General features: G+C 59.6%; 28 protein-coding genes and 1 tRNA gene. 17 read left to right on the top strand and 12 right to left on the bottom strand.

What is annotated here, in order from left to right; genetic code table 11:
• Positions 1-2: 2 nt before the first annotated feature.
• From BMY36_RS12595 to mdh, 6 genes are all read right to left on the bottom strand, one after another.
• The gene (locus BMY36_RS12595) at positions 3-2,963 is read right to left on the bottom strand and encodes a 2-oxoglutarate dehydrogenase E1 component (RefSeq protein ID WP_050518315.1); all 2,961 of its coding nucleotides are present in this window, start codon (positions 2,961-2,963) and stop codon (positions 3-5) included.
• Positions 2,960-3,496: a DUF805 domain-containing protein gene (locus BMY36_RS12590; RefSeq protein WP_074818779.1), complete on the bottom strand. Its 537-nt coding sequence runs from the start codon at positions 3,494-3,496 to the stop codon at positions 2,960-2,962. The genes BMY36_RS12595 and BMY36_RS12590 overlap by 4 nt, the downstream gene beginning before the upstream one ends.
• A gap of 76 nt (positions 3,497-3,572) precedes the next feature.
• Positions 3,573-4,457 carry a succinate--CoA ligase subunit alpha gene (sucD, locus tag BMY36_RS12585; protein WP_050518313.1) on the bottom strand — a complete coding sequence of 295 codons (885 nt, stop codon included), beginning with the start codon at positions 4,455-4,457 and terminating at the stop codon, positions 3,573-3,575.
• A gap of 126 nt (positions 4,458-4,583) precedes the next feature.
• Positions 4,584-4,775, bottom strand: a complete 192-nt coding sequence (locus BMY36_RS12580) for a hypothetical protein (RefSeq protein WP_050518312.1) — start codon at positions 4,773-4,775, stop codon at positions 4,584-4,586.
• Between the two features lie 102 nt (positions 4,776-4,877).
• The gene (gene sucC / locus BMY36_RS12575) at positions 4,878-6,071 is read right to left on the bottom strand and encodes an ADP-forming succinate--CoA ligase subunit beta (RefSeq protein WP_050518311.1); all 1,194 of its coding nucleotides are present in this window, start codon (positions 6,069-6,071) and stop codon (positions 4,878-4,880) included.
• 281 nt (positions 6,072-6,352) lie between these two features.
• A complete protein-coding gene (gene mdh / locus BMY36_RS12570) occupies positions 6,353-7,315 on the bottom strand; it encodes a malate dehydrogenase (protein ID WP_050518339.1) in 963 nt (320 codons plus the stop codon).
• Positions 7,316-7,491: 176 nt separating this feature from the next.
• Between mdh and BMY36_RS12565 the strand changes: the two genes are divergently transcribed.
• Complete coding sequence (locus tag BMY36_RS12565; RefSeq protein WP_050518310.1) at positions 7,492-8,235, top strand: sulfite exporter TauE/SafE family protein; 744 nt, start codon at positions 7,492-7,494, stop codon at positions 8,233-8,235.
• A gap of 3 nt (positions 8,236-8,238) precedes the next feature.
• Here the strand turns inward: BMY36_RS12565 and BMY36_RS12560 are convergent, their stop codons facing one another.
• Positions 8,239-8,553 (bottom strand): hypothetical protein, encoded by a 315-nt coding sequence (locus BMY36_RS12560; RefSeq protein WP_050518338.1) that lies wholly within the window; start codon positions 8,551-8,553, stop codon positions 8,239-8,241.
• Positions 8,554-8,744: 191 nt separating this feature from the next.
• On the opposite strand from BMY36_RS12560, the gene BMY36_RS12555 reads away from it, so the two are divergent.
• From BMY36_RS12555 to BMY36_RS12500, 13 genes are all read left to right on the top strand, one after another.
• Positions 8,745-9,590, top strand: a complete 846-nt coding sequence (locus BMY36_RS12555; protein ID WP_050518309.1) for an HpcH/HpaI aldolase/citrate lyase family protein — start codon at positions 8,745-8,747, stop codon at positions 9,588-9,590.
• Positions 9,591-9,605: 15 nt separating this feature from the next.
• Positions 9,606-10,148, top strand: coding sequence for an NnrU family protein (locus tag BMY36_RS12550; protein ID WP_050518308.1), 543 nt, complete (start codon positions 9,606-9,608; stop codon positions 10,146-10,148).
• A 3-nt stretch (positions 10,149-10,151) separates the two neighbouring features.
• Positions 10,152-10,355, top strand: a complete 204-nt coding sequence (locus BMY36_RS12545) for a DUF1737 domain-containing protein (protein WP_050518307.1) — start codon at positions 10,152-10,154, stop codon at positions 10,353-10,355.
• Between the two features lie 114 nt (positions 10,356-10,469).
• Positions 10,470-11,498 carry a MaoC family dehydratase gene (locus BMY36_RS12540; RefSeq protein ID WP_050518337.1) on the top strand — a complete coding sequence of 343 codons (1,029 nt, stop codon included), beginning with the start codon at positions 10,470-10,472 and terminating at the stop codon, positions 11,496-11,498.
• A complete protein-coding gene (locus BMY36_RS12535; RefSeq protein WP_074818784.1) occupies positions 11,495-12,208 on the top strand; it encodes a DUF4344 domain-containing metallopeptidase in 714 nt (237 codons plus the stop codon). The genes BMY36_RS12540 and BMY36_RS12535 overlap by 4 nt, the downstream gene beginning before the upstream one ends.
• Before the next feature lie 260 nt (positions 12,209-12,468).
• The gene (gene sdhC / locus BMY36_RS12530; protein ID WP_050518305.1) at positions 12,469-12,855 is read left to right on the top strand and encodes a succinate dehydrogenase, cytochrome b556 subunit; all 387 of its coding nucleotides are present in this window, start codon (positions 12,469-12,471) and stop codon (positions 12,853-12,855) included.
• A 10-nt stretch (positions 12,856-12,865) separates the two neighbouring features.
• Complete coding sequence (gene sdhD, locus BMY36_RS12525; RefSeq protein WP_050518304.1) at positions 12,866-13,237, top strand: succinate dehydrogenase, hydrophobic membrane anchor protein; 372 nt, start codon at positions 12,866-12,868, stop codon at positions 13,235-13,237.
• 10 nt (positions 13,238-13,247) lie between these two features.
• Positions 13,248-15,050, top strand: a complete 1,803-nt coding sequence (gene sdhA, locus BMY36_RS12520; protein ID WP_050518336.1) for a succinate dehydrogenase flavoprotein subunit — start codon at positions 13,248-13,250, stop codon at positions 15,048-15,050.
• Entirely contained in the window at positions 15,050-15,367 is a 318-nt protein-coding gene (locus BMY36_RS12515) for a hypothetical protein (protein ID WP_050518303.1), read from the top strand. The genes sdhA and BMY36_RS12515 overlap by 1 nt, the downstream gene beginning before the upstream one ends.
• A gap of 57 nt (positions 15,368-15,424) precedes the next feature.
• The gene (locus tag BMY36_RS12510; protein ID WP_050518302.1) at positions 15,425-16,168 is read left to right on the top strand and encodes an FkbM family methyltransferase; all 744 of its coding nucleotides are present in this window, start codon (positions 15,425-15,427) and stop codon (positions 16,166-16,168) included.
• A gap of 12 nt (positions 16,169-16,180) precedes the next feature.
• Entirely contained in the window at positions 16,181-16,957 is a 777-nt protein-coding gene (locus BMY36_RS12505; protein WP_050518301.1) for a succinate dehydrogenase iron-sulfur subunit, read from the top strand.
• Between the two features lie 151 nt (positions 16,958-17,108).
• Positions 17,109-17,243: a hypothetical protein gene (locus BMY36_RS20780; RefSeq protein ID WP_269430800.1), complete on the top strand. Its 135-nt coding sequence runs from the start codon at positions 17,109-17,111 to the stop codon at positions 17,241-17,243.
• A 25-nt stretch (positions 17,244-17,268) separates the two neighbouring features.
• Complete coding sequence (locus BMY36_RS12500; protein ID WP_050518300.1) at positions 17,269-17,484, top strand: zinc finger domain-containing protein; 216 nt, start codon at positions 17,269-17,271, stop codon at positions 17,482-17,484.
• A 4-nt stretch (positions 17,485-17,488) separates the two neighbouring features.
• Here the strand turns inward: BMY36_RS12500 and BMY36_RS12495 are convergent, their stop codons facing one another.
• The 4 genes from BMY36_RS12495 to BMY36_RS12480 form a co-directional block, all read right to left on the bottom strand.
• Complete coding sequence (locus BMY36_RS12495) at positions 17,489-18,472, bottom strand: aldo/keto reductase (RefSeq protein WP_050518335.1); 984 nt, start codon at positions 18,470-18,472, stop codon at positions 17,489-17,491.
• A gap of 10 nt (positions 18,473-18,482) precedes the next feature.
• Entirely contained in the window at positions 18,483-19,187 is a 705-nt protein-coding gene (gene deoD, locus BMY36_RS12490) for a purine-nucleoside phosphorylase (protein ID WP_050518299.1), read from the bottom strand.
• A 66-nt stretch (positions 19,188-19,253) separates the two neighbouring features.
• Positions 19,254-19,907 (bottom strand): GntR family transcriptional regulator, encoded by a 654-nt coding sequence (locus BMY36_RS12485; RefSeq protein ID WP_419186866.1) that lies wholly within the window; start codon positions 19,905-19,907, stop codon positions 19,254-19,256.
• Positions 19,908-19,920: 13 nt separating this feature from the next.
• Positions 19,921-20,607, bottom strand: coding sequence for a M48 family metallopeptidase (locus BMY36_RS12480; RefSeq protein ID WP_050518297.1), 687 nt, complete (start codon positions 20,605-20,607; stop codon positions 19,921-19,923).
• A 199-nt stretch (positions 20,608-20,806) separates the two neighbouring features.
• Here BMY36_RS12480 and BMY36_RS12475 point away from each other — a divergent pair, with 199 nt between their 5' ends.
• Together BMY36_RS12475 and BMY36_RS12470 are read left to right on the top strand one after the other, a co-directional pair.
• The gene (locus tag BMY36_RS12475) at positions 20,807-21,148 is read left to right on the top strand and encodes a TIGR02300 family protein (RefSeq protein ID WP_050518296.1); all 342 of its coding nucleotides are present in this window, start codon (positions 20,807-20,809) and stop codon (positions 21,146-21,148) included.
• Between the two features lie 131 nt (positions 21,149-21,279).
• A tRNA-Ala gene (locus BMY36_RS12470) sits at positions 21,280-21,355 on the top strand.
• 107 nt (positions 21,356-21,462) lie between these two features.
• On the opposite strand, the gene ade is transcribed toward BMY36_RS12470, so the two are convergent.
• Positions 21,463-23,163 carry an adenine deaminase gene (gene ade / locus BMY36_RS12465; RefSeq protein WP_050518295.1) on the bottom strand — a complete coding sequence of 567 codons (1,701 nt, stop codon included), beginning with the start codon at positions 23,161-23,163 and terminating at the stop codon, positions 21,463-21,465.
• Positions 23,164-23,291: 128 nt separating this feature from the next.
• On the opposite strand from ade, the gene BMY36_RS12460 reads away from it, so the two are divergent.
• Positions 23,292-24,212, top strand: coding sequence for a DMT family transporter (locus tag BMY36_RS12460; RefSeq protein ID WP_050519425.1), 921 nt, complete (start codon positions 23,292-23,294; stop codon positions 24,210-24,212).
• The last annotated feature ends 123 nt before the right edge of the window (positions 24,213-24,335 follow it).

Genomic DNA, 24,335 nt, shown 5'->3' with positions numbered 1-24,335 from the left:
CCCTAGCCCCCTGTCAGCGCGTCAACGATCAGCGCCTCTTGTTCGGTTTTGTGGCGGCTGGCCTGCCCCGTTGCGGGTGATGCAGAGGCGGCGCGGCCGGCATAGCGGGCACGGGCAGATTTGGCATTGATTTTGCCCAAAACCCATTCAAGGTTCGGCTCTACAAAGCCCCAATAGCCTTGGTTTTTCGGCTCCTCTTGGCACCAAACCACCTCGGCATCCTTGAAGCGGCTGAGTTCTTGGACCATCGACATGGCCGGGAACGGATAAAACTGTTCCAAGCGCAGCAGGTACACATCGTCGAGACCCTGGGCATCGCGGGCCGCCAGCAAATCGAAATAAACCTTGCCGGAGCAGGTCACTACGCGCTTGATTTCATCATCGGATTTCAGCGTCAGGTCCGAATGGCCCTTTTGCGCGTCATCCCACAACACGCGGTGGAAACTGGAGCCCGTGGTGAAATCATCCGCCTCAGAAATACACATCGGGTGGCGCAGCAGCGATTTCGGTGTCATCAAAATCAACGGCTTGCGGAAATCGCGGTGAATTTGGCGGCGCAGAATATGGAAATAATTGGCGGGGGTGGAACAGTTCGCCACAATCCAGTTGTCATTCGCGGACTGCTGCAAGAACCGTTCTGGCCGGGCCGACGAATGTTCCGGCCCCTGCCCTTCGTACCCATGCGGCAGCAGGCAAACGAGGCCCGACATGCGCAACCACTTCGACTCCCCCGACGACACGAACTGATCGAACATGATCTGCGCGCCGTTGGCAAAATCGCCAAACTGCGCTTCCCAAAGGGTCAGCGTGTTGGGTTCGGACAGCGAATAGCCGTATTCAAAGCCCAAAACCGCGTATTCCGACAGCATGCTGTCGATCACTTCATACCGTGCTTGGCCCGGTTTGATGTGGTTCAGCGGGTAATGCCGTTCCTCGGTCGCTTGGTTCACAAAGGCGGAATGGCGCTGGCTGAAGGTACCGCGGGTCACATCCTGGCCCGACAGGCGCACGGGGAACCCTTCGGTCACCAAAGACCCAAAGGCGAGCGCTTCGGCGGTGGCCCAATCGAACCCTTTGCCTTCGGCAAACATCTTGGTTTTGGCGTCCAGCTGGCGGCCAACGGTTTTGTGCAAATCAAACCCATCGGGCACGCGCGTCAGGCCCGCGCCAATTTCAACCATCGCCTCCGCACTGATCGCGGTTTTGCCCGCCTCATATTCCGTGCCTTCGCGTGACATGTTTTTCCAACGCCCATCCAGCCAATCGGCCTTGTTGGGTTTGTAATCTTTGCCCGCGTCAAACTCCGCGTTCAGATGCGCCTGAAACGTGGCCTTCATATCCTCAATCTCGCCTTCCGGGATCAGGCCATCCTTGACCAGACGTTCGGTATAAAGCGACAGGGTGGTTTTGTGTTTTTTGATCTGGGTGTACATCGACGGGTTGGTGAACATGGGTTCATCCCCCTCATTATGCCCAAAGCGGCGATAGCAGAAAATGTCCAAAACAACGTCTTTGTGGAACTTTTGACGGAATTCGATCGCCACGCGGGCGGCATGCACCACCGCCTCGGGGTCGTCGCCGTTCACATGGAAAATCGGCGCTTCGACCATCAACGCGATGTCGGTGGGATAGGGCGAAGACCGGCTGAACGCGGGTGCTGTGGTAAAGCCGATTTGGTTGTTCACCACGATGTGCAGCGTGCCGCCGGTGCGGTGCCCGCGCAGGCCAGACAACCCGAAACATTCCGCCACAACGCCTTGGCCCGCAAAGGCCGCATCGCCGTGCAGCAAAATTGGCAGCACCTTTTCGCGGTCGGTGTCGTTCATCTGGTCTTGTTTGGCGCGCACTTTGCCCAAAACCACTGGGTCAACCGCTTCCAAATGGCTGGGGTTGGCGGTCAGCGACAGGTGAACGACATTGCCATCAAAATCGCGGTCGCTGGAGGCACCAAGGTGGTATTTTACATCGCCGGAGCCATCAACATCCTCGGGCTTGGAACTGCCGCCTTGGAATTCGTTGAAAATGGCGCGGTAGGGTTTTTGCATCACGTTGGCCAACACCGACAAACGGCCCCTATGCGGCATGCCGATCACGATTTCGCGCACACCCAGCGCGCCACCGCGCTTGATGATCTGTTCCATCGCGGGGATCAAGCTTTCGCCGCCATCAAGGCCAAACCGTTTGGTGCCCATATATTTGACGTGCAGGAATTTTTCGAACCCTTCCGCCTCGACCAGCTTGTTCAAAATGGCCTTGCGGCCCTCACGGGTAAAGGCGATTTCCTTGCCATACCCTTCAATCCGTTCCTTCAGCCACGCGGCCTGTTCGGCATCGGAAATATGCATGTATTGCAACGCAAACGTGCCGCAATAAGTGCGTTTCACGATGTCGATGATCTGGCGCATTGACGCCATCTGCAGGCCCAACACGTTGTCGATGAAAATCGGGCGGTCCATATCGGCATCGTTGAACCCGTAGGCCTTTGGGTCCAGCTCGGGATGGGTGGTGACGTCTTGCATTTTCAGCGGGTCAAGATCGGCGGCCAAATGGCCCCGGATGCGGTAGGCGCGAATGATCATCAACGCGCGGATGCTGTCCAGCACGGCGCGCTGCACTTGTGCGTCCGTCAGGGACACCCCCGCCTCCGCTGCTTTGGCGACAATTTTATCGCCCGCCGCGCGGCCTTCCTTAGCGGGCATCACAGCCCATTCGCCGGTCAAGGCGGCGGTCAAATCATCGACGGGCATTGGCGGCCAATCAGCGCGCGCCCAAGACGGACCAGCAGCAGCGGCCTGCGCCACGCGGTCAGGTTCAGCGAGTTCCTTGAAAAACTCGGCCCAGCTTTCATCCACCGATGACGGGTCTGCGGCGTAGTTCGCACCCATTTGGTCGATGTAATCCGCATTTGCGCCATCCAAGAACGACTGTGCGTGAAACTGGGAATTGGTGGAATGTTCGGTCATTTTTGGACCTCTCTAAGGTTGAATTCTGTAGGACAGAAAGACGTGTTGGAGGGTGCGGTCATCTGCCCAAACAGGGCAGAACCCGACGCGAAGCCGACACATAATTGCACAATAGCAAAGGGCAAAATAAACACTGCCCCAAGCAAAAAGACGAGCATCATGCCAAAGCCACTTGGACCATCGGCCCCCGCTATGAGCGCCGTATCAAACCAATCCGAAAGCGCACCAAGGCCCCAACATGTCACAAGAAAAAGGATCAGCGCTTTGGCTGGTATTTCAAAGCCGATTGCCGCTTCGCCAGTATCGACAAGACGGCGGCTGGTCACTGCCATCAGTGGCAGCAAAGCGAAAAGAAAAACAGCAATTCGCAGCAAGCCATGCAGGTCTGGCCAAAGCATGTTTTGCAGCCATAGCGCCGAGACGGGAACGCTCAAACCAGTTGGTAAAAACCACCAGTATTCCGCGCGACGAGCGCGGCCAGAGAACTGGAAGGACTTGGCAAAACAAGTTTTTATGGCCTGAACTGGTCCCAATATCCGCTCCGTAGGCCGGGGTTCACCCCGGCAATCACACGTTGGGCAAGGTGGGGTTGAACCCCACCCTACAAGTTTACGCCTTGATCGCCTGCATTACCGCCTCACCCAAGTGGGCTGGGCTTTCTGCAACCACAATACCGGCGCGCTTCATCGCTTCGATTTTGCTTTCCGCGTCGCCTTTGCCACCCGCGACAATCGCGCCTGCGTGGCCCATGCGGCGGCCGGGGGGTGCGGTGCGACCCGCGATAAAGCCTGCAGTGGGTTTCCACCGACCCGCTTTGCGTTCATCCGCCAAAAACTGTGCGGCTTCTTCTTCGGCAGAACCCCCGATTTCACCGATCATGATGATCGAATGTGTTTCAGGGTCGGCCAAGAACATTTCAAGGATATCAATGTGTTCTGACCCTTTGATCGGGTCGCCGCCGATGCCCACAGCGGTGGACTGGCCCAGACCCAGATCGGTGGTCTGCTTGACCGCCTCATACGTCAGGGTGCCGGACCGCGACACAACACCGACCGAACCGCGACGGTGAATGTGGCCGGGCATAATGCCGATTTTGCATTCGTCAGGCGTGATCACGCCAGGGCAGTTTGGCCCGATCAGGCGGGACTTGGTGCCTTCCAGCGCGCGCTTGACGCGCATCATGTCCAGCACCGGGATACCTTCGGTGATGCAAACGATCAACTCCATCTCGGCGTCAATCGCTTCCAAAATACTGTCCGCAGCGAACGGAGGCGGCACATAAATGACGGTGGCATTGGCCTGCGTCACAGCACGCGCTTCATGCACCGAATTGAACACGGGCAGGTCCAGATGGGTGGAACCGCCTTTGCCGGGGGTCACGCCGCCGACCATTTTCGTGCCATAGGCAATGGCTTGTTCCGAATGGAACGTGCCTTGGCTGCCGGTGAAACCCTGACAGATCAGACGGGTGTTGTTATTGACGAGTACGGCCATCCGGGCCTCCTTGATGGGTCAGTCCAGCATCAGGCCAGACGAAAGTTTGATTTTGGTCGCAGGTGCCAGTCAATCGGCACCCGCAAAGGCCAATGCGACAGCGGGCCGCGCATTGGCATGTTTTGTTCAATAACCGGGGCGGGCTTGGCCTGGGCAGGTGATATAAATATCTGTCCCGTCCACTTTGCCACTGCGCGCCCATTCGGACTGCTGGTTGCACACCACTTCTTCAATGCCATCACTGCCAGTAGCGCCAGTTCCGCCCCCACAAGCGCCCAGCATCATCAAAACCAACGATCCGATTGCGATTTTTTTCATAATATACCCTCTCAGCACTGTTGAACTGCTCCACTGGCGTGACGCCGTTCGCGGTTTTTGCCGGGGGCCATGCAGCCCCCGACCAAGTATCAGCATAATCCCTTAGCCTTTGACAGCCTTCACGATTTTTTCCGCACCATCTTTCAGGTTTTCAGCGGCGATCACATTCAGGCCGGAATTCTTGATGATGGCTTTGCCCTCTTCAACATTGGTGCCTTCCAAACGCACGACCAATGGCACCTTCAGGCCCACTTCCTTAACGGCGGAAATAACACCTTCGGCAATCACATCACAGCGCATGATACCACCAAAGATGTTGACCAAAATGCCCTTTACGTTTGGATCGCTTGTGATGATCTTGAACGCTTCGGTCACTTTTTCCTTGGTCGCACCGCCACCAACGTCGAGGAAGTTTGCAGGTTCCGCGCCATACAGCTTGATGATATCCATCGTCGCCATCGCAAGGCCCGCACCATTGACCATACAGCCAATTTCACCGTCCAGCGCGATGTAGTTCAAATCGAACTTGGAGGCTGCCAATTCCTTCGGGTCCTCCTCCGTCTCATCACGCAGGGTGGCGATATCGGGGTGGCGGTACATGGCGTTACCATCAAAGCTCATCTTGGCATCAAGGCATTTCAAGTTGCCATCGGGCGTCACGATCAGCGGGTTGATTTCCAGCATCTCCATGTCTTTTTCAACAAAAGCTTTGTAAAGCACCTTGATCAAAGACACGCATTGCTTAACCTGACCGCCGGTCAGACCCAGCGAGAACGCCACACGGCGACCGTGGAAATCGGACAACCCCGACGCCGGATCAACCGAGAAGGACACGATTTTTTCGGGGCGGTTTGCTGCGACTTCTTCAATATCCATCCCGCCTTCGGTGGAAGCGACAAAGGAAATCCGGCTGGATTGACGATCAACCAGCAGCGCGAGGTAAAGTTCGCGCGCAATATCCGACCCATCTTCAATATAGATGCGGTTCACTTGCTTGCCCGCAGGCCCGGTTTGGTGCGTCACCAAAGTGCGGCCCAGCATTTGCTTGGCCATCTCGGCCGCTTCTTCAACCGATTTGGCAAGGCGCACGCCGCCTTTTTCACCGGCTTCAGCCTCCTTGAAATGGCCTTTGCCGCGGCCACCTGCGTGGATCTGCGCCTTGACCACCCACAAAGGACCATCCATTTCGCCCGCTGCGGTTTTGGCGTCTTCCGCCTTCGTCACGGCGCGACCATCGGAGACAGGCGCCCCATAGCTGCGCAGCAGGGCTTTGGCTTGATATTCGTGAATGTTCATGAGCAGTCCCACAGATAAGGAATTTGGCCCCTCATGCCACAAGAACAGGCCATTTCAAAAGGGAATTCGTGTAAAATCAGTTTTTCCCTGATAATTTCGACATTTGTGATCACAGGTTTGAAAAGTGTGATCACAAATTGCGCGCAAAGGGTAGACGGGCGCGACAGGCGCGGCCAAACGACACAGACACCGCAGAGAACAGGCAGAGAACCCTGTGATGAAATCGCCATGAAAAAGGGGCCGCCCCACAGGACAGCCCCTAATTTACACCGCAGGCCGGATTAAACCAGCGAGCCGTCAATCTCTTTGCACGCGGCCATCAAACCTTGGACCGCGGCGACCGATTTATCAAACATCGCCTGTTCGGGCACGGTCATTTTGATATCCGCGATGCGTTCAATGCCGCCCGCGCCGATGATCGTGGGTACGCCAACATACATGCCCTTTACGCCCAATTCGCCATTACAATAGGCGGCACAAGGCAACATGCGCTTTTGATCTTTCAGATACGCTTCGGCCATTTCGATTGCCGATGTTGCGGGCGCGTAGAATGCGGACCCGGTTTTCAGCAAACCCACGATTTCCGCGCCACCGTCACGGGTGCGCTGAATAATCGCGTCCAGTTTGTCCTGACTGGTCCAGCCCATCGCCACCAAGTCGGGCAATGGGATGCCGCCAACGGTGGAGTAACGCGCCAAGGGCACCATCGTGTCGCCATGGCCGCCCAACACAAACGCGGTCACATCGCGCATGGAACAGTTGAATTCCACCGACAGGAAATGCCGGAAGCGTGCCGAATCCAGAACGCCCGCCATGCCGACCACCTTGTGGTGCGGCAGGCCGGAAAACTGCTGCAACGCCCAAACCATCGCGTCCAGCGGGTTGGTGATGCAGATCACAAAGGCGTTCGGAGCATGTTTTGCAATGCCTTCGCCGACCGATTTCATGACTTTCAGGTTGATGCCCAACAAATCATCCCGGCTCATCCCCGGCTTGCGCGCAACGCCTGCGGTCACGATGCACACATCGGCGCCCGCGATATCGGCGTAATCATTGGCGCCGCGCATTACGGCGTCAAAGCCCTCGGATGGGCCGGATTGCGCAATGTCCAGCGCTTTGCCCTGCGGGGTGCCTTCGGCAATATCGAACAGGACGATATCGCCCAATTCCTTGATCGCGGCGAGATGGGCGAGCGTTCCGCCAATCTGCCCCGCGCCGATCAGTGCAATCTTGGGTCTGGCCATGATTTCAATCTCCGGGTGGGTTTTTTGATGCGTGATGCCTAGCCCCTTGGGACACATTGCGCAAGGGCGCTGCATTGCAGCACGGCGGGGCAGCACGGAGGGGCAGCACGGAGGGGGGGCCTGTTGCGGGCCAAGTGTTTGCGCTAAAGCGGCGGCAGGCAGGGGTTGGGGGCGGTATGGACGGCATTTGGTTTTGGACAGCGGCGGTGGCAGCGTCGATTGCGGTGGGCCTGTCCAAAGGCGGTTTGCCCGTGGTTGCGATGATGTCGGTGCCGATTCTGTCGCTGGTGATGCCGCCATTGCAGGCCGCCGGGCTGTTGTTGCCCATTTATATCGTGTCCGATTGGTTTGGGGTCTGGGCGTATCGGCGCTCCTATGATCTGCGGGTGCTGAAAATTATGTTTCCGGCTACGGCGGTGGGTATTTTGATTGGCTGGGCCACCGCCAATTTGGTATCCGAGGCGATGGTGGGCGGGGTGATTGGCGCGCTTGGCAGCAGTTTTGCCGCAAGCCGGTTGCTGGGCTGGGGGGCCACAGCCGAGGCGCGGCCAGCGCGGGTTGGGCCGGGGTTGGTTTGGGGCACGGCGGCGGGGTTCACCAGCTTTGTCAGCCATGCGGGTGGCCCGCCATACCAGATTTACACTGTCCCCTTGCAAATGCCAAAGGCGGTGTTTGCTGGCACATCGACCATTTTGTTCACTTGGGTCAACACCGTCAAACTGCCTGCATATTGGTCGATTGGTATTTTGTCGTTTGACAGCCTGAACACAGCCGTTTGGCTGTTTTTGCCCGCCACATTGGCCGTGTTTGCAGGTGTGCGTTTGGTGAGATGGTTGCCCGAGCAGCTGTTTTTCAAACTGGTGTTATGGGCGCTGTTGATACTGTCGCTGCGGATGTTGTGGGTCGCCTTTGCGCCATGACGGCTAAACCGGCTGGCCCTTGGCTGGCAGGGCGTCTGCCATCCCTTCGAACCCCGTGCCAGAGGCGACAAGGCAGGTTTGGCCTTGTGGCGTCGTTACCGTGATGGTCCAGCTTTGGGAGGTGTCGGAGGCAAACACCTCCATCACCATGTTGTTTTCGGCAAGCCCGATGGAGCGGCGGGTTTCGCCGTGCGTGTTGGCCAGTTGCGCCAGAACCATTGCGCGCGGGCCGCATTGAAGAGCGGGCTGCGCGTTTGCCTGCGTGACAAAGATGAGCGCGCCAAACCCGAGCGACAGTGCAAAAAGTGTGTGTTTCATCGGTATCCCCTGTTCCCAAGCGCAAAGCGCAGAGCCTGCTGTGATGGGGAAAGCCTGCACCCCAAACCCGCAAAAAAGGTTAATGCCCGCGCCAGATTTGTGGCCCTTTTGCTGCATTGCGGCGCATTTCACCTTGCCGAATGTGCCAAAACCGTGATCCATAACGTAATAATATTGCTTGGAAGAGAATCATGACCGACCGCTCCTATCGTTCCGCGCTGTACATCCCCGGATCAAAAGACCGCGCGCTGGAAAAGGCCAAAGGGTTGGCCTGTGACGCGATCATCTTTGACCTGGAGGATGCGGTTGCCCCGGAGGAAAAACCAGCCGCGCGGGCGCTGTTGGCGGCAACGCTGGCGCAAGGTGGGTTTGGGGCGCGGGCCAAAATTGTGCGCGTCAACGGGTTGGATACGGAGTGGGGGGCGGATGATATTGCAGCGTTTCGCGGCGCGGATATCGACGCACTGCTGGTTCCCAAAGTGTCCCACCCCGCCGATCTGGATGCGGTGGCGGCGCTTATTCCCGATGTGGCGCTTTGGGCGATGATGGAAACGGCGGCGGGTATGTTGAATGCGGCGGCCATTGCGGTGCACCCCCGCCTGCAAGGCATGGTGATGGGCACCAATGATCTGGCAAAGGAGCTGAACAGCCGCCACCGCGCGGACCGTTTGCCAATGCAGGCGGGCCTTGGCCTGTGCCTGCTGGCGGCAAAGGCGCATGGGCTGGTCATTCTGGATGGGGTCTATAATGCCTTCAAGGATGACGACGGTCTGCGCGGTGAATGTGACATGGGCCGCGATATGGGCTTTGACGGCAAAACCCTGATCCACCCCGCGCAACTCGACATCGCCAACACGGCCTTTGCGCCCAGCGCGGCAGAAACCGACCTCGCCACCCGCCTCATCGCCGCGTTTGAGGCGGCACAGGCGGCAGGCCAAGGCGTTGCGGTTGTGGATGGTAAAATCGTGGAAAACTTGCATATTGTCACCGCACGCGCGACCTTGGCCAAAGCTACGGCCATCGCCGCCCTCTCCTAACCCCAAAGGCACCTTATGTTTACTCTGTTTCTCGGCCTCCTCCTCTGGTCTGGTCTGCATTTTTGGAAACGCGTCAGCCCCAGCAGTCGCGCAAAGTTGGGCGATAAGGGCAAAGGCATCGTGGCCGCGGGCTTGGTCCTGTCGATTGTTCTAATGGTGGTCGGCTACCGCGCCGCCGAGGGAACCGTGTTTTGGGGCCGCACGCCCGCGATGACAGGCATCAACAACCTGTTGATGGTGCTGGCCTTCTACCTTTACGCCGCATCCGCCGCCAAAACCCGCGTGACCAAATGGGTGCGCAACCCGCAACTGACCGCCGTAAAGGTCTGGGCGATTTCCCACATTCTGGTGAACGGCGACACCCCATCCTTTTTGCTGTTCGGCGGCCTGTTCGCATGGGCGCTGGCCGAGGTGATTGTGCTGAACCGCGTCGCCCCGCCCGCCCCTTACCGCGATGTGCCGGTGAAAAAGGAAATCACTGCCGCCGTGGCCACCGTTGTCGCATTCTCCATCACCGCCGCCATCCATATCTGGCTTGGCGTCAACCCGTTTGGATAAGCCATGAAACTCTACCGTTTGCTGACCGAGGAAGATACCTCCGCCTTTTGCCACAAAGTGACCGAGGCGCTGAACAAAGGGTGGGAGCTGTATGGCAGCCCCACCTATGCGTGGGACGCCGCCAAAGGCGTGATGCGCTGCGGCCAAGCCGTGGTGAAAGAAGCACCGGGAACCTATACGGCGGACACGAAACTGGGCCAACACTAAGGCCCAAAGGGGCGGTGGGTTGGCACCCACCCTACCCCCAATACCGTAGGGTGGGTGCCAACCCACCGCCCCATGCCCCCCGCCCTTGCCCATGCCCGCCAAAAGGACGCCCCGATGAAAACCAACCTAGGCCGCTTTTTCGAAGATTATACCCTGGGGCAAACCATCCACCACGCCGTCCCCCGCACTTTGGCCGAAGGGGAACGCGCGTTGTACCACGCGCTCTACCCCGCCCGCCACGCCCTCTATTCCTCCGATGATTTTGCCACCCATTGCGGGCTCGAAGGCTCCCCCTTGGACGATCTGATCGCGTTTCACACCGTTTTTGGCAAAACCGTGCCGGATATTTCCCTGAACGCGGTCGCCAATCTGGGTTACGCCGATGGGCGCTGGCTGGCCCCGGTGTACCCCGGCGACACCTTAAGGTCGCAAAGCACGGTGATCGGGCTGAAACAAAATTCCAACGGCCAATCGGGCGTGGTTTATGTGCGCACCACCGGGATTAACCAGCGGGATGAGGCGGTTTTGGACTATGTCCGCTGGGTCATGGTGCGCAAATTGCGCGACACCCCCGCCCCCGAAACCCATATCCCCGACCTGCCCGATGTGGTCACCCCCAACCGCTTGGTCATCCCCGAAGGGCTTGATTTCACCCAATATGACTTCACCCTGGCGGGCGAGCCGCACCGCTGGTCCGATTACACAATCAATGAGCAGATCGACCATATCGACGGTGTCACGATATCTGAGGCAGAGCATATGCTGGCCACCCGCCTGTGGCAAAACACCGCCAAGGTGCATTTCGATGCCACCAACCGCGACGACGGTCGCCGCCTGATCTATGGCGGTCACATCATCAGCCTTGCGCGCGCGCTATCGTTCAACGGGCTGGCCAATGCCCAAATGATCGTGGCGCTGAACGCGGGCGCGCATGCAAACCCCTGTTTTGCGGGCGACACAGTGCGCGCTTGGTCCCAAGTGCTCGACCGTGCCGACACCGATGCGCCGGGCGTGGGGGCCATCCGGTTGCGATTGGTCGCAGTGAAACATGGCGCAAAACCCTTTGCTTTGCGCGCCGATGATGGCAAATATGATCCATCCGTCCTGTTGGACCTTGATTATTGGGCCTTGATACCAAAATGATCCGCAGCCTCGCGCTCGCCGTCCTGCTCGCCTCCCCCGCCCATGCCAACGGGGCGCAGGATTTTGTCACCGCCAACGTGATCTCCACCCTTTATCACGAATTTGGCCATGCGATGATCCACCTCACCGACGCTTCGGTACTGGGCAGAGAGGAGGATGCGGCAGATATCCTTGCCGTTGTCCTGCTCGATGATCTGTGGGAGGAGGAGTCCGCGCAAACCATCGTCGCGCTGACCGCGCTTTCCTTTGAACTTGCCGCCCAAGAGGATGAAGACCCTGCCTATTGGGACGTGCATGGCTTGAACATGCAGCGCTATTACAACCATGTTTGCCTGTTTTACGGCGCGAACCCCCAAGACCGCGCGTTCTTTGCGGAGGAGTTTGAACTGCCCGCCGCCCGCGCCGCCACTTGCGTAGAGGAATTTGATCTGGCGGCCGCCTCTTGGGCCGCCGTGCTGGACCCGTTGTTGATCGATGACACCACGCGCACCATCGAATTTGATGGCGATACCTCCACCGATGTGGGCGCGCTTTTGGCCGATGAAGTGCGCGATTTGAATGAGATTTATGCCACGCCAGAACCAGTTAAGGTCATGCTAACGGCGTGTGGTGAGGAAAACGCTTTTTACGACCCGCAAAACGTCACAATAACAATCTGCACCGAATACGTCGAATTTTTGGAACGGCAGGCGATTGCAAATGATTTGTGATCACAAACCCGCCAAAAAGCCCCTTCCCTGCCGCATCACCCCGCGCGACATTCAAACCATCCCATGTAATAACGAAAATTAAGTGATCACACACCGCTTAAATGTGATCACATGCAGCATTTTTTAATCTCGAACCGTGCGAAACCATAGGTTTTTTGGTTCTCTTTGCGTGACTCGGGCGGAAAATGCGTTAGTTAGGGGCAGAGCAGCAAGCCGCGCGTGGGGAAGTCTCGCAGGGCGAAGCAAAGAAGGATACGACAATGGCCGAAACCAAGCGGATCATCCGCCCCCTGTCCCCCCACCTGCAAATCTATCGCCCGCAGTTGACCGCGATCACGTCCATCTTGACGCGCATCACCGGAAATGGGTTGATCGTGGGCACCATTTTAGCGGTCTGGTGGCTGTTGGCCGCTGCCACCTCGCCCGAATATTTCGCCTTTGCAAACGCTGTGGCAACCTCTTGGTTCGGCGATCTGGTGTTCACCGCCTCGCTTTGGGCGATCTGCTATCACTACCTCGCGGGGCTGCGGCACCTCTATTTCGACTCGGGCAAGGGGCTTGATATCCCCACCGCCGAAAAACTGGGCTGGGCCTGCATCATCGGGTCGGTCGTGTTGACCGTCCTTACCATCATTCTTGTGCAATAAGGGGGCGGATATGCGTTATTTGACCGACCGCAAACGCGCCATGGGCAAAGGGTCCGCCCGGTCCGGCACCGAACACCATTGGTATATGACCGTCACATCCGTCGCCTTGGCGTTTATGATCCCCACTTGGGTTTACATTTTCGGCTCCGCTTTGGGCGGCACGCAAGCCGAAGTGGTGGCCACGTTCGCCCGCCCGTTTCCCGCCATTCTAACCGCTTTGGTGCTATTCGCCTCGATGGGCCATTTTGCCAAGGGTGCCACCATGATGATCGAAGATTACGCCAAAGGGTCCGCCCGCCGCGCGCTGGTGATTTTGGCGATTACACTTTCCTATGCGATCACCGCGACAGGGCTGTTTGCCCTTGTCCGTATCGCGCTTTGAAGGGCTGAACATGACTGCTTACGAATATGAGACGCATGAATACGACGTGGTTGTGGTGGGGGCTGGCGGCGCTGGCCTGCGCGCCACGCTTGGGATGGCCGAACAGGGTTTGCGCACCGCTTGCGTGACCAAGGTGTTCCCAACCCGCAGCCACACGGTTGCCGCCCAAGGCGGTATTGCGGCCAGCCTTTCCAACATGGGGCCGGACAGCTGGCAGTGGCACATGTATGACACTGTCAAAGGGTCCGACTGGCTGGGCGACACCGACGCGATGGAATACCTTGCGCGCGAAGCACCCAAGGCAGTGTACGAGCTGGAACATTACGGCGTGCCATTCTCGCGCACCGAAGAGGGCAAGATTTACCAGCGCCCCTTTGGCGGCCACACCACCGAATATGGCGAAGGCCCGCCCGTGCAGCGCACTTGCGCCGCCGCCGACCGCACGGGCCACGCCATTTTGCACACGCTTTACGGCCAATCCCTGAAAAACAATGCCGAGTTTTTCATCGAATATTTCGCGCTGGACCTGATTATGACCGATGGTCGTTGCACAGGTATCGTCGCGTGGAAATTGGATGATGGCACCATCCATGTGTTCAACGCCAAAATGGTTGTGCTGGCCACGGGCGGTTATGGCCGCGCCTATTTCAGCGCGACATCCGCGCACACTTGCACAGGTGACGGCAACGGCATGGTCGCCCGCGCTGGTCTGCCGCTGCAAGATATGGAATTCGTGCAGTTTCACCCCACAGGCATCTACGGCTCTGGCTGTTTGATCACCGAAGGGGCGCGCGGCGAAGGCGGCTACCTGACCAACTCCGAAGGCGAGCGTTTCATGGAACGCTATGCGCCGACCTACAAAGACCTCGCATCGCGCGATGTGGTGTCGCGCTGCATGACAATTGAAATTCGCGAAGGGCGCGGCGTGGGGCCAAACAAGGACCACATCCACCTGAACCTGAACCACTTGCCCAAAGCCACACTGGATTTGCGCCTGCCGGGCATTTCAGAATCGGCGCGCATTTTCGCCGGCGTGGATTTGCAAAAAGAACCAATCCCCGTGCTGCCAACCGTGCATTACAATATGGGCGGTATCCCCACCAACTATTTTGGTGAGGTGTTGAATCCCACGGCGCAAAACCCAGATGCCATTTTCCCCGGCCTGATGGCTGTGGGTGAGGCTGGCTGCGCAAGCGTGCATGGCGCGAACCGTCTCGGCTCCAACTCCCTCATCGACCTTGTGGTGTTTGGCCGTGCGGCTGCCATTCGCGCAGGTGAAATTGTGAACCCAAAGGACCGTGCCGAACCCGTGAACAAGGCCGAGGTGGACAAGGCCCTGGACCGTTTCGACGCGGTGCGCCATGCCAAAGGGTCGGTGCCCACGGCGGAACTGCGGTTGGAAATGCAAAACGCCATGCAGGCCGATGCCGCGGTGTTCCGCACCAACAAAACGCTGGCCGAAGGCGTGGCCAAAATGACCGAGATCGCTAAAAAAATGGATGATCTCAAGGTCACAGACCGGTCCATGATCTGGAACTCGGACCTGATGGAAACGCTGGAACTGGGCAACCTGATGCCAAACGCGCTGGCAACCATTGTGGCGGCCGAGGCACGCAAGGAATCCCGCGGTGCCCACGCGCACGAGGATTACCCAGACCGCGACGATAAAAACTGGCGCGTCCACTCGTTGGCGCATGTCGATGGGTCAAAGGTGACTTTGTCCACCCGTCCCGTGCACACAAACCCGCTGACCACGTTCGAAGATGGTGGGATTGATATGAAAAAGATCGCCCCAAAAGCGCGGGTGTATTGATGCGCGCGGCCCTGCCCCTCCTCTGCGTGTTGGCAATCGCCGCCTGCACCACCACCAACCCGGTGGAGGCGGTGGCACGGGCCAGCGCAAAATCCGTTGTCCTGCCCATCGTGCAACAGCGCCTGCCCGGCCCGCAGGCCGAGGCGGTCGCGGTTTGCATCATCGACAACGCCAACACCGATGAAATCTTCAGCCTGTCGCGCGACATTGGCACCCGCGCAGGCACCACCACCGTGCAAACGGTTTCCACCATCCTGCAACGCCCTAACACCATCCAATGCGTGCTGGGCGCGGGCCTGCCGGGGTTGGCGCTGTGACGACACGCCCCTTCCCCCCTTCAACGGGCTGTGCCCGCAGCGATAGGGCCGCCTGACATGCCCCCCGACTCCGGTAAAATTGACCGTATTCAGGTGAACCGCTTTTTGCGGCGCAAGGGGCTTACGGCCGTGGTCGACAAATCGCGCGCCGAACATTTGCTATCGTTCAAACTGCTACCCGAGGTGATTTTTGACATCGGCGTTGATCAAGGCACCCCCTTCCTTTACCAAGCCTTCCCCGAGGCGCGCTTTGCACTGGTCGACCCCCGCCACGAATCCGCCGCCGCCCTTACGGCCACCGATGCCCCCGGTGACGCCGAATTTTTCGAAACCGCCCTTGGGGCCACACCCGGCACAATGACCCTCACCATCCCTCATTCTGAACGGGGGGAGGAAGGCGCAATGGCCAGCCTGCGCACCCGCATCGACCGTTTGGCCAGCAAATTCATCAAGCTGGAAACCCGTCAGGTGCCGGTCACCACGCTCGACCGTCTTGCCGCCAAAATGCAAGGCCGCATCGGCCTGAAAATCGACACCGAAGGGTTTGAAGATGAGGTGCTGAAAGGTGCTGTTGAAACCCTGAAACGCACAGACTTTGTGATACTCGAATTGTCGCTCGTGCAGCGCTTTGACGGTATCACCCCGCCCAGCCAAATCATCAGCCGCCTTGCCGCTGCCGGTCTTGAATTTCGCGATGTGTTGCGAATGACCGGCGATGGCAAGGGCGGCAGCGCCCCGCGCTTGATGGATGTTCTGTTCACCCGGTGGCCAACACCGGCACCCACCATTTCCACGATTTAAGGAGAGGGACCGATGGTTCAATTCACCCTGCCCAAAAACTCCACCATCCGCACGGGCAAAACTTGGCCCAAACCCAGCGGGTCCAATGTGCGCAAATTCAGCATCTATCGCTGGTCGCCAGATGATGGGGAAAACCCGCGTGTCGACACGTATTTTGTCGATATGGACACCTGCGGCCCGATGGTTTTAGACGCGCTGGTCAAGATCAAAAACGAGATCGACCCCACGCTCACCTTCCGCCGCTCCTGCCGCGAAGGAATTTGCGGCTCTTGCGCCATGAACATCGGCGGCATCAACACGCTGGCCTGCATTTACGGTCTGGATGAGGTGAAGGGCGATGTAAAAATCTATCCGCTGCCCCACATGGCCGTGGTCAAAGACCTTATCCCCGACCTCACGCATTTTTATGCGCAGCATGCGTCGATCATGCCGTGGTTGGAAACTAAAACCAATACCCCCGCCAAGGAATGGCGCCAGTCGATTGAAGACCGCGAAAAACTCGACGGGCTTTATGAATGTGTGATGTGCGCCTGCTGCTCCACAGCCTGCCCCTCCTATTGGTGGAACTCCGACCGCTATTTGGGGCCAGCAGCCCTGCTGCACGCGTATCGCTGGATCATCGACAGCCGGGATGAAGCGACGCCAGAGCGTTTGGACGATCTTGAGGACCCGTTCAAGCTGTACCGCTGCCACACCATCATGAACTGCGCCAAAACCTGCCCCAAAGGGTTGAACCCCGCCAAGGCGATTGCCGCGATTAAAAAGAAAATGATCGAACGGGTGGTTTGATCCCTTTCACGCGCCACAAAGGCGGCCCCACAAACGGGCCGCCTTTTTCATGCGCCCGACGCAATGCAGCGTTGCGCAAACGGGCGTTGCCGCAACGCAGCAACAGACCTAACTAAGGGGTAGGGAGGAACATTTCACACCCGAGGTTCAAATGAACACTGCAAAACCAACCCCCGCCCAAGCCGCAGCCCTTGCCGTGCTGGAACAGGCTTACGCCTATTACACCGCCCAAAGCGATGCGCGCGCGGACGTGACCGAATATTGCGAATACCTGCGCGCGGCTTGAACCGCGCACCCACCAAAAGGTTGAAATGCCTATTCTTTTGCTCATCTTGCTGCTGGGCACGCTGCTGTTTATGTGGCTGTCCCGGCGCAATTCCACCCTAACCCGCGCCTGTCGCTGGCGGCTTGACCGCACGGGCGGGGCCACCCATTACCGCTGCGCCGCTTGCGGGGCCACAACCGAAACAGCCCCTGGCAAACAGCCCCGCGATTGCTTGCGCCCGCCAAAACCGCCCGCATCCTAACGGCTTAGGCGAACCGTTCCGGCCCCACGTTTTGCGCCGCGTCATAGCGGTCGCCATGCGCAAATCCGGGCGGCAGCAAGCGGTCAATCTCCGCGCGGTCGCTGTCCGATAACACCAGCGCATCCGCCCCCAACCACTCACGCAAATGCGACGCCGTGCGCGTGCCGGGAATGGGGATCATATCCGCGCCCCGGTCCAAAACCCAGGCCAACGCCAGCGCCGCCGTGGTCACGCCGCGCGCCGCCGCAAACGCCCGAAACCCGTCAATCGCCGCGACATTCGCCGCAAAATTCGGTGCCATAAACCGCGGCATGGTGCGGCGAATATCGCCTTCACCCATCAGGCTCGGGTCTGGCTGTGCGTCCGACAACATCCCCCGCCCCAACGGCGAAAACGGCACAAAGGCAATCCCCAAATCGGCGCAGGCCCGCGTCACACCCAATTCAGGCAACCGCGTCCACAGCGAATACTCATTCTGCACCGCGCGCACCGGATGCACCGCATGGGCCCGGCGAATGGTATACGGGGCCACCTCCGACAGGCCATAACCACCGATTTTGCCCTCCTCCACCAGCCGCGCCATGGTGCCTGCGACCTCTTCAATCTCAATCTCTGGCTGACGGCGGTGGATGTAATAAAGCGCGACATGATCGGTCCGCAGCCGCCGCAATGACGCCTCCAGCTCCGCCCGGATATAGGCTGCGGAATTGTTAAACCCGCGCGGCGGCGTTGTCACAATCCCCACTTTGGTCGCGACAACGGCCCTGTGCCCGCGGTCTGCCAACCAATCGCCCAGCATCGTTTCCGACACCCCCGCGCCATAAATATTGGCCGTGTCGTAAAACGTTATCCCCGCCTCCCACGCCGCATCCAGCGCGCCCAAACTTGCGGCCCGGTCAGTGGTGCCAAAGATGCCGCCAAAACTTAGGCACCCCAGCCCAATGGCCGAAACCAGCGGCCCACCCCGCCCCAATTCCCGTTGCTGCATCTGCATCCTTTCAGGCAAAGGCGGCGGTCAGCGCCACCTCAACCATATCGCCAAAACTACGCTCGCGCTGGTCGCTTGGCAGCGCCTCATGCGTCAGCAAATGGTCCGAAATCGTCAACACCGCCAACGCGCGGCGGCCATAACGGGCGGCCAGCGTGTACAACTCCGCCGCCTCCATCTCCACGCACAACACGCCATGGCGCTGCATTTGTTCATTCAAATCTGGGCGTTCATCGTAAAACACGTCCGACGAATAAATCTGCCCCGCATGGGTCGCCACATCCAACCCTTGCGCGGCCTTCCACGCCGCGTGCAACAACCCAAAATCGGCGGTCGGCGCAAAGTTCAGCTCTCTGAAAATCCCCCGCGACGGGGTGGACAGCGTGCAAGCCGACATCGCCAGCACAATATCGCGCACTTTCAACTGCGGCTGCATCGCCCCCGCCGACCCAATGCGGATCAACGTCTGCGCGCCATAATCGCGGATCAATTCATTGGCATAGATTGACAGCGACGCCATCCCCATCCCCGACCCCTGAATGGTCACCTTATGCCCGCGCCAAGTGCCCGTGTAGCCCAGCATCCCGCGCACTTCATTCACCAAAACTGCATCCGTCAAAAACGTCTGGGCGGCCCAGCGCGCGCGGTACGGGTCGCCCGGCATCAAAACAGTTTCCGCAATTTCGCCTGGTTTTGCGCCGATGTGAATGGTCATGACAGCCCCCTAAATCTGTGGTCGCTGCACCTTAAGCCACCCCCGCAGCAACAAAAAGCCCCGATTTCAACTGGCCAGATGCCGCAACCCTTGGGTCACATCGGTCCGTATCGCCAACCGCAACCCCGGTTCATCCCCCGCCTTCAACGCGGCCAGTATCAGACGGTGATAGGGCGGCGGTTCATTGCGCCGCAACCGGCCATACAGCGCGCGCATGGTCGGCCCCAGTTGCAGCCAAACAGTTTCGGTCAGCGCCAACATCGCCGGGGCCTGCGCGCGCAAATACAAGGTGCGGTGAAATTCCAGATTGGTGCGAATATACGCCACCGCGTCTTGCCGCACCACCGCCTCACTGTTGGCGGCATTGATTGCGGTCAACCGGTCAATCAACGCAAAATGCGCGCGGGGCAGCGCGCGCGATGCCAGCTCCGGCTCCAACAGCGCGCGGATTGCGGCCAACTCCTCCAACCGTTCCGGCGTCAATTCCGGCGTGGCCACCCGCCCCGATGATGACAGCGACAGCGCCCCTTCGGCCACCAGCCGCCGCACCGCCTCGCGCGCCGGGGTCATCGACACGCCAAACGTCCGCGCAAGGCCGCGCAGCGTCAACGCTTGGCCCGGCGGCAATTCGCCATGCATCACCTGCATCCGCAACGTGCGGTACAGCCGTTCATGCGCCGATGCGTTCGGGTCCACCGGGCGCGACAGCGATGGGGGCAACCCGCTCAACATCTCAGCCCGCAAACCGGTAACTGTGCAGCGCGTGGCCTTCAGATTTCAACCAGCGCCGCTGCGTGCCGTAATCGGGCATCAAATCGGCAACCACGGCCCAAAACCGGTCGGAATGGTTCATCTCTACCAAATGCGCGACCTCATGGGCGGCCACATAATCCAGCACGCGCGGCGGGGCCATGATCAACCGCCACGAATACATCAACCCCGCATCCGCCGTGCAAGACCCCCAGCGCGACCGCGTATCGCGCAACGTCAGCGTGCGATACCGCCGCCCCACCAAGGCCGCATAATGGTCCGACGCCGCCGCCAACCGATCGCGCGCGCGGGTTTTCAAATAGGCCGCCACCCGCACGCCCGCGCGGCCTGCATCGCCCGGCACCAACAGCGCATCAGGCGTCAGCATCAACACCCGCCCCGGCCCGGCGCGCAATTCCAATCTGCGCCCCTCCACCGGAATCACATCACCCAAACCCACCGCCCCCACGGCCACCACATTGGCCAAAGCTTTGCGAATCCACTCTTCTTGTGCGCGCAAAAACGCCAACGCCTCCGCCTCGCGCGCCAAGGGGGGCAACGACAAGGTGACACGCCCATCCAGCCGCGACACCCGCAGCGACATGCGCCGCGCGCGCGCCGTGCGCTTCAGCGTCACCTCGACAGGGGGGGATCCGGGCAAAACGGGCATGGGGTCATGGCTCCTTTATGACGGTCAAGATGCCTGTGGGCCGCGCCTGCCGCAAGCCCCCATGCGCCCGCAGCCCCCAATCACTGGCATTTCTGCGCAAAAGCCTTTGACAGCCGCGCGCACCTGTGGCAAGCGACCCTTTTGCCGGGCTGGCCCATCAGGGCCGCCACCCCCGGTCGATGTCACAAAGGGAAATTCCATGCCCAAAGAAGAATGGGGTACAAAGCGTCTTTGCCCAACCACTGGCAAACGCTTTTACGACCTAAAAAAAACGCCAATCATCAGCCCCTACACGGGCGAAGTGGTGGATATCGAAAGCGCACGCCGCAAGATCGTGTCCGCCGCCGCCGCACGTCCCGCACCGACCAAAGATGATGATGAAGTGTTGGTTGATGATCTGGACGCCGATGAGGATCTGCTCGCCGTTGCAGAAACCGATGATTCGGATGACGAAGATGATGATCTGCTGGAAGATGACAGCGATGACACCGTATCGCTGGATGATCTGGCCGATGTCAGCGCTCCAGACGACGACAGCTAAGGGATAAGGCGCAGGCGGTGCTGTACACCCCCCCTCAAATCGGGGTTTTCACATCGGGATGATTTTTCCCCTTGCAGCGCCTGCCCTGCTCCCCTAATTAGCGCGAATACGGCCTTGGCCGTGCTACGAATGGGGTCATAGCTCAGTTGGGAGAGCGCTTGAATGGCATTCAAGAGGTCCGCGGTTCGATCCCGCGTGGCTCCACCAAACTTTCAAAAAGGCCGGGCACCTCGCCCGGCCTTTTGGTTTTGGGGGCCTTTTGGTTTTGGGGGCCTTTTGGTTTAACCCGCCCTAGCGCGGCACAGGCGCGCCCGCTACGGCATCACCTCAAACCTATCCACATCCACCATCCCGTGGTCCGTAATTTTCAAATGCGGGATAACGGGCAGGCATAAAAACGCCAGCTGCAAAAACGGCTCCTCCAGCGTCACGCCCAAACTTTGCGCCGCCATGCGCAGCCGTTCCAAGGCCCCGCGCACCACTTCAAACGGCTCAAGGCTCATCAACCCCGCCACGGGCAGCGCCAGTTCCGCCAGCACTTGGCCATCTGCGACCACCACAAACCCGCCTTCAATCTCGCCCAACCGCGCCACCGCCCGCGCCATATCGCCGTAATCCGCCCCCACCACCGCGATGTTGTGATGGTCGTGGCACACGGTCGATGCAATCGCGCCCCGTTTCAGCCCAAACCCCTGCACAAACCCGGTGGCGCGGTTGCCGTTTTTGCCATGCCGTTCAATCACCGCAATTTTAATCAAATCCCGCGCAAGATCCGGCGCTTTGTCACCATCCACGGGGGCGATATCAAAGGTCAGATGCTGGGTGATAATCTTGCCGGGGATAATCCCAATCACCGGGGTTTCCACCCGGTTGCCGGGGGTGCGAAAATCCGCCACCGCAATGGCAGGCGCGCGCACCGACCGCCGCCCCACAGGCTCCACCGTTTGCCGCGCGGCAAACGCCGCATCCGTCACCCGCACGCCCCCCGCAAACACCATGCTGGCGCGGCAATCCTCCAAGCTGTCGATCACCACAATATCTGCGCGCTTGCCGGGGGCTATCAACCCGCGGTCTTTCAACCCAAACGCCTCGGCGGCAGAAAGGCTGGCGGCGCGGTACACCGCCAATGGGGGTGCCCCAAGGGCAATCGCCGTGCGGATCATGTAATCCAAATGCCCATGCTCGCCTATATCCAGCGGGTTCCGGTCATCCGTGCAAAACGCGATATAGGGCGAATGGCGTTCCGTGATCAGCCCCGCCAACGCGTGCAAATCCTTGGACACCGACCCCTCACGGATCAACAAACGCATCCCCTTGCGCAGCTTTTCCAACCCCTCCGCCGCACTCGTCGCCTCATGCTCCGTGCGTATCCCCGCCGCGATATAGCCGTTCAACGCATGGCCGCACAGCAACGGGCAATGCCCATCAATATGACGCCCCGCAAACCCCTCCAGCTTGGCCATAACGCCCGCATCTTGCATCAAAACACCGGGAAAGTTCATAAACTCCGCCAGCCCCAAGGTGCGCGGATGGTCCCGCAGCGGCAGCAAATCCCCTGCCTCCAACACCGCCCCGCTGGTCTCCATATGCGTCGATGGCACACAAGACGACAGCTGCACCCGAATATCCATCAGCGTCAACGCCGACGCTTGCAGGAAATAGTCAATCCCCGCCAACCCGGAGACATTCGCAATCTCATGCGGGTCGCAAATCGCCGTCGTCACGCCCAAGGGCGTCACCATCCGGTCAAATTCAAACGGCGTGACCAAACTGCTTTCAATATGCAAATGCGTGTCGATAAATCCGGGCACAAGGATTTTGCCCGTAACATCAACAATCTCCCCCCCCTCATACGCGTCAAACACCCCCACAATAGTATCGCCACAGATCGCCACATCCGTTTGCACCAAATCCCCGGTGATCAGATCAAACACATGCCCCCCCCGCAGAACCACATCGGCAGGCACCGCCCCTGTACCTTGGGAAATTCGGGCAGACAGCGATGATACCGGCATAAAACTCTCCTTGGCTTTGCCCCACCAAACCCCATTGCCCCCCCGCAGTCCACCCCCAGCCGTCCACCCCTATCCCTTGCATCCCCCCCCAAACAATGGTCCCCTCCCCAAAACGCCGGAGAACGAACATGCGCCCCATGCGCGGCATCCTCTATAAACTCGCCTCGGTCGTGACCTTCATCGTCATGGCCGCGCTGATAAAGGCCACCGCCGATCACGTCCCCCCCGGTCAAGCCGTGTTTTTCCGCTCCCTCCTCGCCATGCCCGTCATCCTCGTCTGGCTCGCGCTGCGCCGCGAATTGCGCACCGGCCTCAAGGTCAAAAAGCCCATGGGCCACATCTGGCGCGGCGTGGTCGGCACGCTGGCCATGGGCCTTGGCTTTGCGGGCTTGGGCTATTTGCCCCTGCCCGAGGTGACGGCCATCGGCTACGCCGCCCCCCTCCTCACCGTCATTTTCGCCGCGATGTTTCTGGGAGAGGAGGTGCGCCTGTTCCGCATTTCCGCCGTGGCCCTCGGCCTTGTCGGCGTCCTTATCGTGCTGTCGCCCCGCCTCACCACCCTGCCCGGCGCAGGCGATGATGCCGCCACCCTTGGCGCCATGCTGGTGCTGGGGGGTGCTGTGTTCGCGGCATTGGCCCAAGTCTTCGTGCGCAAACTGGTCAACACCGAAAAAACCGCCGCCATCGTGTTCTACTTCTCCCTCACCGCCACACTGCTGTCCCTCGTCACCCTCCCCTTCGGCTGGGTCATCCCCGCCCCAAAAGATGCGGCGCTCCTCATCCTCGCAGGGCTCCTCGGCGGCGTCGGGCAAATCCTACTGACCTCAAGCTACCGAGAGGCGGACGCCTCCGTCGTCGCCCCCTTCGACTACGCCTCCATGCTCTTCGCCCTCGCCATCGGCTATTGGGTGTTTGACGAGGTGCCAACGGGCACCATGCTACTGGGCGCCTCCATCGTCGTCGCCGCAGGTGTTTTGATCATCTGGCGCGAACGCCGGCTGGGGCTGGAACGGGCACGGCAGAGGAAAGCCATGACGCCGCACGGGTGATGGGGGGCTAAGTTCAAAAACGTCTACTTGTTCCATCCCGGATGATCACATAGACCCTCTGCGATCTGCTTTTTTTATGGCAAGATCGGTTTTGAGGGAGTGCAGCGGATCAGAAAACAATCC

Origin of the sequence: Pseudorhodobacter antarcticus, assembly GCF_900110135.1 — a bacterium.
Classification (GTDB): domain Bacteria; phylum Pseudomonadota; class Alphaproteobacteria; order Rhodobacterales; family Rhodobacteraceae; genus Pseudorhodobacter; species Pseudorhodobacter antarcticus.
Note: the sequence above shows the minus strand (reverse complement) of the source record. Positions and strands in the feature narration are given on the sequence as shown.